This is a genomic window from Methylobacter sp. Wu1 (assembly GCF_036553575.1).
Classification (GTDB): domain Bacteria; phylum Pseudomonadota; class Gammaproteobacteria; order Methylococcales; family Methylomonadaceae; genus Methylobacter.
In genome coordinates this window covers 48,342-63,769 of record NZ_JAZHOC010000034.1, presented here as the reverse complement: position 1 = coordinate 63,769, position 15,428 = coordinate 48,342, and the positions used below count along the sequence as shown (strand labels likewise).

General features: G+C 56.7%; 17 protein-coding genes. 4 read left to right on the top strand and 13 right to left on the bottom strand.

The genetic code is table 11. The features are described 5' to 3' along the window. The first annotated feature begins 654 nt into the window (after positions 1-654). From V2P20_RS04135 to V2P20_RS04125, 3 genes are all read left to right on the top strand, one after another. Positions 655-981, top strand: a complete 327-nt coding sequence (locus tag V2P20_RS04135; protein ID WP_331816393.1) for a hypothetical protein — start codon at positions 655-657, stop codon at positions 979-981. A 423-nt stretch (positions 982-1,404) separates the two neighbouring features. Next, the gene (locus V2P20_RS04130; RefSeq protein ID WP_331816392.1) at positions 1,405-1,920 is read left to right on the top strand and encodes a G8 domain-containing protein; all 516 of its coding nucleotides are present in this window, start codon (positions 1,405-1,407) and stop codon (positions 1,918-1,920) included. 60 nt (positions 1,921-1,980) lie between these two features. Continuing rightward, positions 1,981-2,346, top strand: coding sequence for a hypothetical protein (locus V2P20_RS04125; RefSeq protein ID WP_331816391.1), 366 nt, complete (start codon positions 1,981-1,983; stop codon positions 2,344-2,346). A gap of 316 nt (positions 2,347-2,662) precedes the next feature. On the opposite strand, the gene V2P20_RS04120 is transcribed toward V2P20_RS04125, so the two are convergent. The 13 genes from V2P20_RS04120 to V2P20_RS04060 form a co-directional block, all read right to left on the bottom strand. Then, positions 2,663-3,736, bottom strand: a complete 1,074-nt coding sequence (locus V2P20_RS04120; RefSeq protein WP_331816389.1) for a class I SAM-dependent methyltransferase — start codon at positions 3,734-3,736, stop codon at positions 2,663-2,665. Positions 3,737-4,024: 288 nt separating this feature from the next. Next, complete coding sequence (locus V2P20_RS04115; protein ID WP_331816387.1) at positions 4,025-4,450, bottom strand: hypothetical protein; 426 nt, start codon at positions 4,448-4,450, stop codon at positions 4,025-4,027. A gap of 2 nt (positions 4,451-4,452) precedes the next feature. After that, positions 4,453-5,424: a vWA domain-containing protein gene (locus V2P20_RS04110; protein ID WP_331816385.1), complete on the bottom strand. Its 972-nt coding sequence runs from the start codon at positions 5,422-5,424 to the stop codon at positions 4,453-4,455. Beyond that, positions 5,424-5,984, bottom strand: a complete 561-nt coding sequence (locus V2P20_RS04105; protein WP_331816383.1) for an MxaK protein — start codon at positions 5,982-5,984, stop codon at positions 5,424-5,426. The genes V2P20_RS04110 and V2P20_RS04105 overlap by 1 nt, the downstream gene beginning before the upstream one ends. Beyond that, a complete protein-coding gene (locus tag V2P20_RS04100) occupies positions 5,981-6,961 on the bottom strand; it encodes a vWA domain-containing protein (RefSeq protein ID WP_331816381.1) in 981 nt (326 codons plus the stop codon). Before V2P20_RS04100 ends, V2P20_RS04105 begins: the two co-directional genes overlap by 4 nt. Next, positions 6,958-7,848, bottom strand: coding sequence for a nonribosomal peptide synthetase MxaA (locus V2P20_RS04095; RefSeq protein ID WP_331816380.1), 891 nt, complete (start codon positions 7,846-7,848; stop codon positions 6,958-6,960). The genes V2P20_RS04100 and V2P20_RS04095 overlap by 4 nt, the downstream gene beginning before the upstream one ends. Beyond that, positions 7,845-8,699 carry an MxaS protein gene (locus V2P20_RS04090; RefSeq protein WP_331816378.1) on the bottom strand — a complete coding sequence of 285 codons (855 nt, stop codon included), beginning with the start codon at positions 8,697-8,699 and terminating at the stop codon, positions 7,845-7,847. Before V2P20_RS04090 ends, V2P20_RS04095 begins: the two co-directional genes overlap by 4 nt. 5 nt (positions 8,700-8,704) lie before the next feature. Beyond that, positions 8,705-9,334, bottom strand: a complete 630-nt coding sequence (locus tag V2P20_RS04085) for an MxaP protein (protein ID WP_331816376.1) — start codon at positions 9,332-9,334, stop codon at positions 8,705-8,707. Between the two features lie 81 nt (positions 9,335-9,415). After that, a complete protein-coding gene (locus V2P20_RS04080; protein WP_331816374.1) occupies positions 9,416-10,432 on the bottom strand; it encodes a MoxR family ATPase in 1,017 nt (338 codons plus the stop codon). Positions 10,433-10,711: 279 nt separating this feature from the next. Next, the gene (locus tag V2P20_RS04075) at positions 10,712-10,996 is read right to left on the bottom strand and encodes a methanol dehydrogenase [cytochrome c] subunit (RefSeq protein WP_027158517.1); all 285 of its coding nucleotides are present in this window, start codon (positions 10,994-10,996) and stop codon (positions 10,712-10,714) included. Between the two features lie 221 nt (positions 10,997-11,217). Further along, entirely contained in the window at positions 11,218-11,694 is a 477-nt protein-coding gene (gene moxG, locus V2P20_RS04070; RefSeq protein ID WP_331816370.1) for a cytochrome c(L), periplasmic, read from the bottom strand. A gap of 7 nt (positions 11,695-11,701) precedes the next feature. Next, on the bottom strand, positions 11,702-12,556 hold the full coding sequence (gene moxJ / locus V2P20_RS04065) for a methanol oxidation system protein MoxJ (RefSeq protein ID WP_331816368.1): 855 nt from the start codon (positions 12,554-12,556) through the stop codon (positions 11,702-11,704). A gap of 58 nt (positions 12,557-12,614) precedes the next feature. Then, on the bottom strand, positions 12,615-14,426 hold the full coding sequence (locus V2P20_RS04060) for a methanol/ethanol family PQQ-dependent dehydrogenase (RefSeq protein WP_331816366.1): 1,812 nt from the start codon (positions 14,424-14,426) through the stop codon (positions 12,615-12,617). 332 nt (positions 14,427-14,758) lie between these two features. Here V2P20_RS04060 and V2P20_RS04055 point away from each other — a divergent pair, with 332 nt between their 5' ends. Then, positions 14,759-15,415, top strand: coding sequence for a response regulator transcription factor (locus V2P20_RS04055; protein WP_331816364.1), 657 nt, complete (start codon positions 14,759-14,761; stop codon positions 15,413-15,415). The last annotated feature ends 13 nt before the right edge of the window (positions 15,416-15,428 follow it).

Here is a 15,428-nt window from a genome sequence, read left to right as displayed (position 1 = left end):
TTTGGCGTTGTCTAATAGTTGAGGTAAGGTAATCATCCGTCCTATATGGCGATACTGAACCTCAAATTCAAGGAGTCAACAATGCTTGGGTATCTCCCCGGAATCCAATAAGAGCCATGTGAAATTGCCGAGCGAAGACTGCCTGCGACAATTCAATTATTTCTATTATTTGTGTTTTAAAATTGAATAACTTGCATAGCGTTCAGCGCGAGAAGACTACCACAAACAATCCGCCCAAACAATCTGTTAGTCTAGTTCGTATGTTGATTACTCTTTAGAGATTTAATTCACCCGAGCCATTTTTTTAAAAATGGCTCGCAGTGTGCCCCTCTGGGGCGTTCATACGGCCATTGCGTTACCAGGTAAGCATTGATTTTAGTGATCATACCCAATTAACACTGCCTGGATGCTCATATGGTCGGACTCAAAGGTCACCGCACAAAATACATTATCGCGCTCTGCGCCGAGTGTATCAGGCTTACCCGCTCAATTACCGGAATCTGGAGGAGATGATGACGTAGCGGTCGATCATTCCAGCATCTAGCGCAGAGTCTTGAAATTCATGCCATCTGAAGGCTGTTTTCCGGAAAGGAAAGAACGGCCAGCTGATGCAAGTTGGCGTATGAACGAGATGCACATCAAGATCAAAAGCCAATGGAAACAACCGTTGCGTGTACGTTCGCGCAGCATGCTCTTGAACCCGGCGAATTATCCGACAAGCTAATCCTTGTTAATAGTGAATTTTCTAACAAAAAAAACGTTAATTCTTCACTGAATTTAAAAACCCCTGGTGCCAAAATAACCCCGTTGTTAAAGAAAAAGTATGCGCTCCTCTTTACTCCCCAAGCTGGTGGCCATTTTTACCAGCTTGGGCTTATTAACTTTATTTTCGCGCAGAGAATCAAAAACAAATATAAATACAACACTGGAACATCTCATGGTCAGAAGAAAACACATCAGCGGCGACTGGCGCACCGTTGAGTCGTTCTGGAACGCCAAAGGCACAGCTTTTTCCAGGCGACGGCCTGGCCAGACCGCTGCCCGAAATTCAGTTTTAGCCGAACGGATTAAATAGCTAACGCCCAGCATCGATGGCATTGGTTCATATTACGATGTATGGAACGATTTTTTGCAGTTTTTTTGCTTCTTCCTTCATTATCTCTACCCATGGTGTTTAAAGCCTGGTGTCTACCGATGAGCGAGGGCCTTGTTTTCTCTCGCTCTTTTTTTGATAGCAAAAAATTAAATCGGCGAGAAGACGCCACTTTGCGATTGCAGAAAAAATATCCCGAATCAGGCTGCCGAAAGACCGGATTCTTACAAAGGCCAATCCTGCGGGCTTACATCCCTATATTATAACTGCTGACTTTCAGTTTGAGCTTTAAGACGGCATCAATAACACTGATGCAACGTTTATCATCAATATTTTCAAGAGGTACTAACATGAAACTCGCCAAAACCCTTTCCGCCATTGCCTTAATCCTGTCCCTGCCCGCCCAGGCAGTATCGACCAGCACCGGCGCCGTTCTATTCAACGGCACCGACGGCAACTGGTTCAATCCGGCCAACTGGAGCTCCGGCCGCGTGCCAGGCTCCGAAGACGACGTGGTGCTGGATGCCGATGACAACGTGGTGATTGATCCGGCCCTGGGACGCACGCCGGTGCAGGTCCGCGATCTCACGATACGCGGCAAAGCGCGCCTGGAAACCTTGCCGGACACGCACCTCATCACGCGCGACGAGATCGTACAGGACCAGGGGCAGCTTATCCACCGCAGCAGCGCTTCGGAAGGCGATACGCTCATCATCTCGGCATCGCCCGACCCTGCGGCTGGCTGGGGTTTTGGCCAAAGCGGGACGCTGCTCAATCCATCGACCCAAAGCCACCGCGATGTGATTCTAAAAACCAGCGCCACCTAGTTCGGCCTGGGCGGACTCGAACCCGCAAGCCTGACTACCGGGGCTGACGGGTCTGTCCGGGTGCAAAACGGCGCGGGCCATTACGCCACTCTGACAGCGGATTTAGTTGTACTGAACAGCAGCCAGGACCTTACCGGCCGCATTGGGCAACTGCCGCCCGGCCTGCTCTTGTCGCTACACTATGGCTTCAGGCCGGCAGACGGCGACAGCTTCCAGATCATTACGGCTAACCGTCGGCTGGTCGACCAGTTCCGCGGCCTGCCCGAAGGCGCGCTGGCCGGCTGCACGGATGACAACGTTGGTCTCTACATTTCCTACCTGGGGGGCGACGGCAATGACGTGGTATTGTCCGCCAAAGATACGTCGCCCGAAACATGCCTGCTATTGCCTGCAATACAGAAAGTGCGCGAAGCCGCTGCCCGTTAAGAAGCGCGTATAGGCTTCTTCGGCTTTGCACCTAGGCAAGCGCCTGGAGCGGTTATGCTCGCAACTATAAGGCTTCTGGCGTTTGCAGGATGGCGTAAGTTCCTCATCACGCCCATGGAAGTCATATGAATCCAAGATGCGTACAAAAAAGCCAGTCAGGATGCATTGATGCGCAGCGGCGATGGCGATGGATTTATCCCTCTCGCCATCGCCGAATTTAGCCAGTAACCCTGAAAATCAGCTCCATCGGTTAGCGGCAAATTTGTTGCCTGATGACCGGATTTGCCGGAAGCAATGGTAATATTGATACAGACATCTAAACTTTAGCCTCAAGCACCAGATTGGTTGGTGCCTCTGCAGCACGTCTTACCTGGCCGAAGCCTCCCGCATTGAGCACTTCGGTGAGCCTTTTTTGACCAGCCTGGGCGCCCAACCCAAGCCCGACCTCCTGAGACTTGGAGGCGGGCACGCAAACCATCGTTGAAAACGAATAATAAATCTGGCCTAAAGGATGGAGGTTTTCTTCCAGACTATCTCCGGCAAAAGGCTCGACCAGCATAAATGTTCCGCTATCAGACAACGTGCTTGCAATATGCTTGGCCGCGCCGATGGGATCGCCCATATCGTGCAGAGCATCGAACATCGTGACAAGATCGTAGTTTTTCCCGGGATATTCTTTCGCCGTCACGACTTCGAAAATCGTATTGCCGGCGACACCTGCGGCGCGAGCCCGCTCCCGCGCGTGTTCGATCGACGGTTCGTGATAGTCAAAGCCATGAAAAGCCGAATTAGGGAATGCCTGAGCCATAAGGATGGTCGAGGAACCATGCCCGCAGCCGACGTCGGCAACTTTGGCGCCGGCTTCGAGTTTTTCCCGGACGCCATCAAGTGCCGGCAGCCATGAATCGATCAGATTCATGGCATACATCGGCCGGAAAAAACGCTCGGTGCCGCAGAACAAACAAGGGCTATGATCGCTCCAGGGCAACCCTTTGCCGGAGCGGAAAACTTCAGTCAGTTTGGGTTCGTCGATATAAGCGGACATGACTGCCTGGAAGAAGCCTTGCATGCAGGCCGGATGCCCCTCGGCAGCAAAAACGACGGCTTGCTCGGGCGACAATGAAAATCTGCCGGCAGCGGAATCGTAATTCACATACCCGGCGGCTGCATTGGCAGAAAGCCATTCCCGAAGATAACGTTCATCCATTCCGGTGCTGTCGGCCAGTTCCTGACTGGTTGCCGGACTGATCTCGGCCAAAGCGCTGTACAGGTCAAGTTTGTCTCCGATATAGGCTATCAGCAAGCCCAATGATCCGGCTACGTCGCCAATCACTTTACCCTGCAGCTGTTCCAGCTTGCTCTCATTGATATCTGTTAAGCGTATTGCCATCTCTTTTGCCTCTGTTTATAAATATGTTGTAAGAACTTTTGGTGTTAGTGCATGGTGGAGGTCATACTGCAAGGGCAGATATTTGCTCCCGCAATATCGGCATAAACCACATCCGTGCGGTTTATGCAAGAAGGGCTATGGGATGCGCTGAGGCACGAAGCGCATCGCTCGAGTAATTTTTTCAGACAGATTCAGCCTGACTATTGCTATATCTACACCTTCATAGCCCATCCTGCCTAGTGGCTTAAGCTGATATGTTACCGGCCGATCATCAGTTTGGTTGAAGTTTCATGGCTTTTTCCTTACCAGATCGGCACAGCCGACGGTGGCTTCCGCCCCGGACTCAACATAACAGGCGCTGACATGATCCTTGCTGAAAATACGGCCATGATTATAGCCTTTGCTGTCCGCGCCAACCCAGGTAAACGAGGCGTTGTCAGGATAAATAGCCCCGAAAAAGTGCTTGGTTCCCCCCGAAAAGGTGAAGTGGCCTTTGAATATGCGCCCTTTCTGCTCGGAAATCTCGACAGTCTTGGCCCAGCTTGAATGCCCCTTCTGCTCTGAATAAGTAGTGTTTTCTCCGGTCCAGACACCGACCAGATTGGGGATATCTTCTTTTTGCGGCTCCGAAAAACAGGCCGGGCTGCCGGTCAGGGCAGTGGCAAGCAGGATCATTCGTGACGAAAACGTAAAGGTCTTTTTTAAGTTTTGCATAGTCAAACTCTGGTTATTGCTCTATTTAAGTATCGTTTCAGCAAGCCGCCGTAAATCGGCAGCAGCAACGCCAGCGCCGCGACGGCCGCTTTCCAGCGCACATCGGCGTCCACCGGTTTCTGCACGGCGAAATCGGGCGTTTGCAGGGCCTCGTTCAAGGCATCGATATCGGTCAGCCGGTGATAGCGCAGGCCCGCTTCCGACGCCAGCTGCTGCAGATACGGCTCGCGCAGAGAGGCCAGATGTTCACTGCCTGTCGCCGCCTCCCGGCCGAACGGTGCGTTGCGGGCGTCGTAGCCTTCGATTTTTTCGGGATTGAGGTTGGATTCGCCGAACGAGGAGCGGTGCGGCACATCCTCGGCGCTGTAGAATCCGGCGGGCTCGCCTTTGGCGTTGAATTTCGGGATAGGCACGGGCTGCAGGCCGCCGACGCCGAGAATCATGCCGTCCAGCTTGCCCTTGATGGCCGAAAAATCGCTGCGATAGCGCGGATTGACGGGCGGGGCTTCCTGGCCGTCGGTCACAAACACCACTTTGGAATCGCTGTTTTGCAGGATTTCCAGCGCGCTGAGCAGACCGCCGGCGATCCGGCTGTCCGCCGCCCAGGCCATGCGCCAGTCCAGTTCAGTGATGGCGGCGTCCAGCTCGGCAAAGCCCGAGCAGACTTCGATCGGCTCGAACAGCAGAGCCGAGCGCCGCTCGGTAAACACGCCCAGGCCGACTTTCGACTGGCACGGCAGCTTCGTCAGCAATTCGCGCAGCGTCTGTTTGACATACTGCAGGCGACTGACGGGGCTGTCGTCCAGTTGGTAGTCCTGCGCGTTCATGCTGCGGGTAATGTCGACGATGAAGGTCAGATGATAGACAGGCCGCTTCTGCCGCTCCCGGGGATGCACGAACAGCGCCAGCATGGCAGCCAGCGCCAGGACCAGGCACCAGAAGCGGTAATCCTTGTGTACACCGGAAAAGTTCATCAAGGCAGGCCTCTGGGAAAGCCCGGCACGGTCGTCCACGGCTGCGATTTGCGGTTGTCGGGGCTGTCGTCCTTGATGTCGACCCGGTCCATTTCCGGCAGCAGGCGCATGGCGACCTCGAGGTTGTATTTGGCGTCCCAGAACCGGCTGTCCAACGCCAGCGCCTGCCGGTAGGCCTGTTTCGCCAGTCCCGCCAGCGGCAGGGCTTCATTGAAGTTTTTGGCTTCGGCCTGTTCGACCGCCTGCTCCAGATAGACATTGCCGAGGTTGTAGCGGATTTTGGCCTGCAGCGCAGGGTCGCCCGCATCCATGATCAGGCTCAGCGTCGCCAGGGCCTCGTCGTAACGGTGCTTGCTCTTGAAGTAAACCGCTCTCGCCAGCCTGACTTCCGGTTTCGCGCCGACCAGTTTGCCGATATCGATGTCATGGCCCGAAGCCAGTTGCTCCATCCAGGCGTTCTCGCGGTCGATCCGGTACAGCGCCCACAGTTCATAAAAAACGGCGAAGCTGCTCGCTGCCAGCACGCCCCACAGCGCGGCGTTCCTTAAGGTTCTTGTCACCTTCTTACCTCACACAATTTCAAAGCCAGCAACACCAGCATCAATCCGGCGGCCCACTGGTAACAGAGCGCCGACAAATCCTGTTTGGGGATGCGTTCGCGATAATGTCGGGGCAGGTGCTCCAGCCGATTGATGTCGGCAATGGCTTTCTGCAGGGCATCCGGGCTTTCCGCTTCATAGGCCTGATAGGGCATGTTCAGGCTGGTGAAAAACAGGTGCAGATAGCGTTCCGGCATCGCATCGGCATTGTCGTTGCGCGAATCCGTCGGCCGCTCGTAAATGCCGGGGCTGTTGGCCGTGCGCAGAAAAATCCAGTACAGGCGAATCTGCTGCTGCTTGAACCATTGCCGAAGCTGCAGTTCGCTGTCGGGATCGATGGCCGCCGCCCCGTCGGACACCAGCAGCACGATGCGCGAGCCGGTCAGCTCCCGGTTGTCGAAAAAGGACATGGCCATGGCCAGGCCTTTGCTGATATTGGTGTAGGCGAGCGCGGGCGCGGCGGTAGCATTAATGGCCGCCTGGATCGCCTGTTTGTTTTCCGTCAGCGGCAGCACGAACAGCGGCGAGGTGCTGTATTCGGCGATGCCGAGCATGTCGTGCGGGCGCCCGGCGACGAATTCGGTCAGCAGACGCCGCGCCGCCGCGGCCTTGGATTCCTCCGCGCTGTTCGGCGCCTTGCCGGCGAAGGTATTGTCCATGCTGTTGCTGCGGTCCAGCAGCAAGACGATGTTGGCGCCGTGGCCGATGCGTTCGATGCTTTGCTCGGTCCGGTGCAGGCCGGCCAGACCCAGCACCAGCGCCGCGATCGTCGCCATGCCGAGCATGCGCAGCAGGACGGTCAGTCCGGCGGAAACGGCATCGGGCGGCAGCATCGCCAGCCACGGATAAGGGCTGTGCCGCACACCGTCATCGAACAGGGGCCACAGCATGAACAGCAGGCCCGCCAGGACCCACGGCGTTTCGACGGCAAAATTCATTTGCTGCCCCGTTCGATCTCGCGGCAGGCCGCGCAGAGCTTTCTGAGCCGGCTCAGAGCTTCCGCGCCGGGTTCGGCCTCGCCGGCGAAGAAATAGCGGTTGGAGCAGTTGAAGAACCATTCCAGCTGGTCGCCTACTTGCCGGTATTGCGGATGCTGCCGGTAAAAGCCGGCCAGCTGGTGCTTGAACAGCGGCTGGCGATTGAGCGCGTTCAGGGCCTCATGGAGCACCGTCAGGCCCTGCTCCAGCTCCTGGTCGGACAGGCGCGCCAGTTTTCCGCCGGCGCGCTTGAAGATGCTGCGCCGCGGCAGGCCCGGCAGATAGCCGTACAGATAGGCCAGAGCCGCCCCGCTAGCCAAGGCGATCAGCCCGGCGACGAGCAGCCCGAGCACCGGACCGTCGGTCCGCAATGCGGGCGGCATGGCGTCGGGGCGCTTGTATTCGCCGGTGTCGTCCAGCCTTACCGCCAGCTCGCGCAGGGGCGACAGGGTAAAAGGCCAGGCCGGCACGGCCTGTTCGGCGGTTTTGCCGCCTTGCCCAAGTACGAGGTTGAAGCCCGGAATAGTCAGCATTTTGACTTCATTGGGGGCATAGAAAACCTGATAAGTCAGGTCGATCGTGTAGCGGAAACCGCCGCCGATCCGGCTTTCTTCGACCTTGATGTCATTGAGATTCAGCCAGCGGTTGAGCGCCCCCTGCCGTGGCAGGCTGCTCGTCTGCAGTCTGACCCCGTTGCGGGTTTCGACCAAGACGCGGTGTTGTATCTCGTCGCCGATGACATAGCCGAACGGGCGCGGCGCGAGCAGTTCGACATCGCTGACGGCCGGCCTGTCCGAGCAACCGAGCAGCGACAACGCCAGCAGGATGCCGGTCAATAGGGTTCTCATGCGGCCCTCTGCTGAAAATAATGATCGATGTGTTCGGCCTTGTAGCGTCCGTCAATAAACAAAGGCTCGGCCCCGAAGGCGCGGAATGCCTGCTGCAGCTGCCGCCGGCGCTGCTCGAAGGCGCGGACGATTTTCTGCTTTAGCGCCGGGCGCATGAACAGCGTGCGCATGGCGCCGTTTTCCATGTCCTGGTATCTGATCAGCCCCCAGGGCGGCAGATCGGCGTATTCGGCGCTGTCCCACAGCACCAGCGGGATCACATCGTGCCGGTTGAGCGTTTGCATGAGTGTTTTGAGCCAGTCCGTGCCGAAATGAAAATCGGACAGCAGAAACACCAGCGACCGGCTCGCGGGCAGCAAGCGCGCCGTTTGCGGCAGACTTTCGCAGCCTTGTGCCAGAACATGATTTTCCAGATTTTTCGCCAGCGCCCGGACGCGCCCCATTTGCCGGCAGCCCGGCAGCAGCCAGCGCTGTTCCAGCTGTCGTCCGCAGCCGATAAAGCCGAAGCTGTCGCCGTAACTGAAAGCCGAGCTGGCGGCTGACAATAGAAAATCGATCAGTATCCGTTGTTTGTTCAGGCTGCCGGAAAACGACATCGATGCGGAAAGATCGGCGATCAGGTAGACATCGAGCGTGCTTTTCTGCTGGTAGACGCGCACCTGATAGCTGCCGAACGGGTCCAGCACGCTGGCGTGCAGATCGATGCGCCGGGGGTCGGGCGCCGCAATCAGCGGTTCATGGCGTTTGAACAGCTGGCCGCTGCTGACCATCTGTCCCGGATGCGCGCCGGGAAAAACGCTGCCGGCAGGCCCAGCCAGCCGGTAACGGAAGGTTTCGGGAGCGGTTGTCATGGCGTTTACTGCTGGCTCGCTATCAGATACATGACGGCGCCGGTGAAGACGGTGTAGGCGGGCAGGCTGTACTTGACGGGCCAATCCAGGATCAGTCCGACCAGCCCCGAATAGCTCCGGTCGTCGCGGTTGTAAATCCCCTCGCCGACCAGCCAGTACAGTGTATTCAATGCACCGAGCCCGAGTATGGAGAAAAAGCCGATATCGTCGATCAGCAGCGATTTCGAGGCGAGCATGTGGTCCTTGTCGCTGAAGTGCAGCCAATGCGCGGCCCATATGCCGACAATCAGGGCGCCGATCTTGAACGCGATCAGGCAGAAGGCCTGGGTGATGCGGCGCAAGTAATAAGAAACCTGAACGAGCGCGGGCAGCCGGCGAGCCAGGAAAACGGCAGGCAGCGCCATGCAGAACAGCAGCAGGCCGGTGACGCCCAGCAATACCCAGAACCGGGTGCTGACGGCCTCGTTGATGGCGCCCGTGTAATAGGCCGCGTAGGACGCTTCCGCCAGATGGTCAAAGCCGTCGGCAATAAAAAAGCAGATAAAACTGACGCCGGCCCAGGTCAGGTACTGTTCGGTCAAATCGCCGGGTTCCGTTTTGGGTTTGATTAAATCAAAGTATTTTTTAGCGCTCATGGGTTGCTCACCTGGATAAATATCGCTGTTGCGGCGTCGGGTCGAATACCCAAAGGGCACAAGTGAATTCGACCCTACAGGTCATGGTGCGGCAATCTGGTTAAGAATGCCGTTGATTAGTTCGGGCATCAGTTCATCCTTTCGGTAGGCGTACATCGGGCTCAAAAAGATGCGATGCGCCATCGTGACCTGATAAACCGCCTGCAGGTCTTCGGGCAGCAAGGCATTGCGGCCTTCCAGCCAGGCACGGACCTTGGCGGCGCGGATGAAATAACTCATGCCGCGCGGACTGGCGCCGGCCTGCAGCAGCGCGCTCATGTCCACATCGGCCAGCTCGATCCCGTAGTCCTGCGGATAATGCGAGGCTTTCCACAACGCCAGGGCATAGGCGCGCAGTTTCGGCGTGCCTTGTATGCTCTCTTGCAGCATGACCGCCAGATCGTTGAGTTCGTAATAAGCAATGCCGCCGGTTTCCATGCCGGCGATCAGCCGGTCGACGTCATGGAAGCGCTGGTTGAACATCAGTTCGTCCAGTACGGCATCATCCGTCGGCGTCGCCATGCCGATTTCAAACATGAAACGGTCTTTTGCGGCGGCCGGCAGTTCGAAGGTTTCTTCTTTCTCCACGCGGTTCCTGTCGGCGAACACCTGCATGTGCGGGAATTCGTAATCGCGGTTGAAAGCATTGATGCTGCGCTCGGCCATGGCACGCAACAGCAGCGAATGTACTTGCGGGCGGGCGCGGTTGATTTCGTTGAAAAAGAAAGTCGCCAGCCGGCTGCCCTGCTTCAGCAGGGGGCCCGGATCGACGCGCGGCTTGCCGGCTTCGTCCAGGTAGGTGTAGTAGACGAGATCGGCGGGCATCAGATCGATCGTGCCCTCGACGCGCTGGTATTCGCCGCCCAGGCCATGGGCAATGGCGCGCAGCAGCGTCGTCTTGCCGACGCCGACCTGGCCTTCCAGCAATACATGGCCGCGCGCGAACACGGCGAGGACGATATTGCGGACCACGGAGGGCTGGCCGATCACAATCCCGTTGATCTGTTGTTCGAACTGCAGCGCCTTGGCGCGCCAGTCGTTGAGCTGGTTGTCTGTCATATTCGGCTATAAAAAAGCTCCGTTAAGGGGAGGTCTTAACGGAGTCAGCATGATTTACGTCCTTGGCTAAAATCAGCGCTTATGTAGGGGCGAATTCATTCGCCCTGGGCGATTAAAATCGCCCCTACAGGTGCACTTGCCAAAATTCGGGGAAGTTACTCTCCACCATATTCTTCAGTCTAAAAACGCATGAGGAGTAAAGCCTGAGACGACGCCTGCCATCTCAAACTTCGGTGCGGGACAAACATGCGGGGGCCATGCCTGTCCCTATGGAAATCCTTAATTGATTTCCTCTACGTCATAAACAAACTTGCCAGTTTTGCTCAAATGCTCCCAGCGCTTTTCATTTCGGGCTTCCATTTCCTTGATGGACTGCGCTTGTTTATTCAGTTCGTTGGGATCGTGTTTCGGGTCGTACTTGCTGCCCGCGACCTTTTCCGGATAGCCCGGTTTGGGTTCCCAGCATACGCCGGGTTCCTTGCAGTTGGTGCCGTCATAGGCTGATGCGGAAAATGACAGCGTGGCCATCAGACTTGCGAAGCCGAGTAAAAGTAATTTTTTCATTGTCGTGTCCTCGTTATTTTGTGCTTAGCGTATGTGTTGCATATCTTTCAGGTTTTTCCGGCGCACCGTAGCGCTGAAGAGCATGCAGGCTGGGTTGGAGCTTTAGCGGAAACCCGGCATAGGAGGCTCCGAATGCTGGGTTTATCAACCCAGCCTACCCTGGTTAAAAGCTACGGTGCCACGGTACGGCAACCGGGATATAAAACTGAAATACCGTAACGTCAGTCTTTCAACCATTTGACCTTTTTCGGGTCACCTTTGTAGATATCCCGTATAAAGGCCATGATATGCAGCATCTCATCGGTGCTGAAGTTGACGTATTGCGGTCCCATCATGCCGTTGGCGCCGCCGAACAGCAGTTCGAACAACCCCTTGTCGGTGGCATTGGCCGGATAGGTCCAGTAGTCGTCGGCCAGGCCCGGTCCCAGCTTGCCTTCCGCTTCATGGCCGTGGCAGCCGGAGCAGCCCGTCATGTAAAGGCTTTTACCCTTCTCGACCGCTTCCTTATCGCCGTTATAAGGGTTTTTGCCGGTCTGCATGAACTGTTTGAACGCATCCGTGTGTCCGCCGGACTTGGCGACGCTCATGTCCAGCACTTCGCCGGTGATGGCATGGTGCAGCGTGATGTCCGCCTGCGCGATGGAACTCGACAAAGCCAGGGTCGCGAACGCGGCGGCTGTTAAATAGTTACATTTCATTTTTTTGTTAATCCTGTTTCTTCATGGCTAAAGCGGGCTCCTGTTCGGGCAGCAGGGGAATCCCCTCTGCTTCCAGAATCTGCTTTATATCCTGTTGTCGTTTTTCGATGACCTGATTCAACTGCGCCAGCAGGGCCTCGTCGCCTTTGCGCACGCCCATGGAAGTGCTGTAGTGAAAGCCCACCTTCTCGCCGTCGGCGCGCGTATTGTTGTCAGGGATCACCGTCACCTTGAGCGGTGCTGCCGATTCCTTGACATACCGTGCGCTGGCAGGCCCCCACACCACGGCGACTTCGGCGCGCCCCGCTGCCACCTCGGAAACCAGTTTGGCGTTGTCGTACTTGACGTACTGGTTGCGCCGGGACTTGTAGCCCACCAGTTCCTGCTCGTAATTGAACATGTCGTTGTAGCGACCGATGGCGCGCATCATGACCTCGGCCGGCGAACCCGGCACATAGGCGATGCGCTCAGCCTTGCGCAGGACTTCGCTGTTCCAGTTCTGCAAATCCAGATTGTCGTTCTGGCGCGTGATGAACACATAGCCGGACCGGTAATAAGGCCGCGTGGTCAGAACTCTCGGATCGCCGGTATCCATGCCGATGGAAACGTCGCAAAGCCCTTTGTCCAGGTAATCGCGCAAGTAGAAGCGCGGATCGGTCCAGGTCACGTATTCGACTTTCCGGCCCAGTTCCTCGCCGACCAGCTGCGCCAGCTTGTTCTCGAAGCCCTCCCCTTTTTTATTGGAGTACGGCATTTCGTCTTCCGCGGCGCAGACTTTCAACGGTTCCTGAGCGAAAGCGCCGGATGCCGCAACACCCAGCGCCAAAGATAGTGCAGTTAAGATAGTTACTTTAAATGACATATTGTCCTCGTGGTAATGGCGGGCGAAAAACATCCGCCCGCCCTACGTTTTCAGATACTTAAAGCGAGAACACCATAACGCCGCCGCCCATCTGGGTATAGTGCGCCAGTTCCTTGAACGCACCGACCGCGCCGAGACCGGCTGTCGGGTCTTGCAGGTCGAATACCAGACCGACGCCGGGCCAGCCGCCTACGCCGTAGTAAATCGCGACATACTGCTTGCCGTCGTGTTTATAGGTAATCGGATGGCCGATCACGCCGGAAGGCAGCTTGAATTTCCACAGCTCTTCGCCGGTTCTGGAGTTGAGCGCCTTGATGTAGCCGTCCAGCGTGCCGTAGAACACGAGGTCGCCCGCCGTTGCCGTGGTGCCGCCCCAGACCGCGAATTTTTCCTGGACTTCCCATTCGAATTCGCCGGTGACCGCATTCATGGCCTTGACCTGGCCCAGCGTGCCTTTAGGTCCCGGATACATGTTCAAGGTAGCGCCGACGAAGAACTGGCCTGCGCGGTAAGGCAGCATGAACGGTTCCCAGTCCATGCAGATGTGGTTCACGCCCATGAAGAACAGTTGCTTGGTCGGGTCGTAGGACTCGATGCCCTGGTTGTGGTAACCCATCGCCGAAGGACAGATGCCTTTGGCTTCATGATCCATGTGCGTCGAATATTCGGGGTCACGTACCGGCAGACCGGTTTTCAGGTCCACGTGCTTGACCCAGTTGACGGTGTTGTCGATTTTGAAGGCGTTGACCAGATCGCCGTTTTCACGGTTCAGGGTATAAACCAGGCCGTTGCGGTCAGGATGGGTCAGCAGCTTGGTCATTTTGCCGTTGACCATCTGCTCGGACAGGCCCATGTAGTTGACGCCGGCGTAATCCCACTCGTCGTGAGGCGTTTTCTGATAGCCGAATTTCGCTTCCCCGGTATCGATGTCGCGGCCCCAGATGGTCATGGTCCACTTGTTGTCGCCGGGACGCATGGTTTCGTTCCATGGCGCCGGGTTGCCTGATCCGTAGTAGAGCATTCTCAGGTCGGGGTCATAAGCATACCAGCCCCAGTTGGTGCCGCCGCCGATTTTCCAGGCGTCGCCTTCCCAGGTTTTCAGACCCAGGCCGAACTGGCCGTAATGCGGGTTGGCCTTGTTGAAGTCTTTCGACAATTTGATGTCTTCATCGGGACCGGTCGCGTAAACGCGCCAGGCCTGCTTGCCATCCTTGATGTTATAAGCCGTCGCATAGCCCCTGACGCCCAGTTCGGCGCCGGACGTGCCGACAATGACCTTGTCCTCGGCGACAAACGGCGCGACGGTCAGTGTCGAGCCCATCGCGATATCGGAGTTCTCCATTTTCCACAGCTGTTCGCCGGTTTTCGCGTTCAGCGCGACGATGTGGCCGTCAAGCTGATTCAGGAAGATCGTGGCCGGGTAATCCTTGCCCTGCGGCGCATAAGCCAGACCGCGGTTGACCACGTCGCAACAGGCTACGGCACGGGCAGCAGGATTCTGCTTGGGCTTGAATTCCCACAAGATTTTGTCGGGATTGTTCAGATCGATGGCGAAAACGTTGTTCGGATAAGGCGTATGAACATACATGATGCCGTCAACGACCAAAGGCCCGCCTTCGTGGCCGTTCAGCACGCCGGTTGAAAAGCTCCAGGCTGGCTTCAGATTCTTGACGTTGGTGATATTGATGTCATACAACTCGCTGTAATGTGTGGAGCCGTAGTCCTTGGTCTGCATCACCCAATTGGTGTTCTGGCGCGACATCTTGTCCAGCTCTTTATTGGCCTGCGCCGGTTGCGACAACGCCAACAGGATGCCCGACATCAACGCCGTTGTCGTCCCCACATGACGAGCAAATTTCGTAATCCGCATACTTCCTCCAGGTTATTTTTATGCACTGATTAATAAGGCCTAGCCCCGGCACGCCGATGGTGTTTGTTTGTGAGAACTTGCAGCGGTCAGCTTTCTTGATCAAAACGTAACGCCTTGTGATTCATCGGCGCGCAAGGCTATGCTGGGCGGAAATGATACGGGAGGCGGCTCTGGCCGGGTTACGGAATAAGCCCTGAAATGACCGGGAAATTTGCCTTGATTACCCGTGAAATTTTCCCCTGTTTGGCCCGCGCCGGTGAAACAGGAAAAGCTCCCATAGTCTTGTCCGTGAAAACGACGCATCATGGGTGAATTTGTAGGGGAGCAACCGAGTGTCACGCAAGATCGATGTCTTACTGGTGGACGACCATGCCGTCGTCCGGGCAGGCTATAAAACTTATCTGGGATTATCCGACACCATCGGGAAAATTTATGAGGCGGACCGGGGCGAGACGGCCTGCCAGCTTTTCAGCCAGCATCAGCCGGATATCGTGGTGCTGGACCTGTCGATGCCGGGCATCGGCGGTTTTGAAACCATCAGGCGGCTGCTCAGCCGGGAGCCGAATTGCAAGATACTGGTGTTCAGCATTCATGACGCGCTGACCTATGCTTCGCGCGCCATCAAGGCCGGCGCCAGAGGCTATATCACCAAAAACAGCATGCCCGAGACGCTGGTGGCGGCGGTCTGCAAAATTGCCGGCGGCGGCACGTATGTGGACCCGGAACTGGCGCAGCAGCTGGCGATCACGATGGGTACGGGCCATGACGAATCGGAAAGGCTCAGGCTGCTGTCGCCTAGGGAATTCGATGTCTTCTGCCTGCTGGCACGGGGCTACAACACGCACAAGGCCGCCGAAAAACTCTGCCTGAGCTACAAGACGGTCTGCAACCACGGCACGGCCATCAAGGAAAAACTGGGCGTGACCACGATCGCCGAACTGACCTTGCTGGCCGGCAGGCAGCGGATTTTGGAGCATGAGGTGGAGTGAGGGTTGATGTACC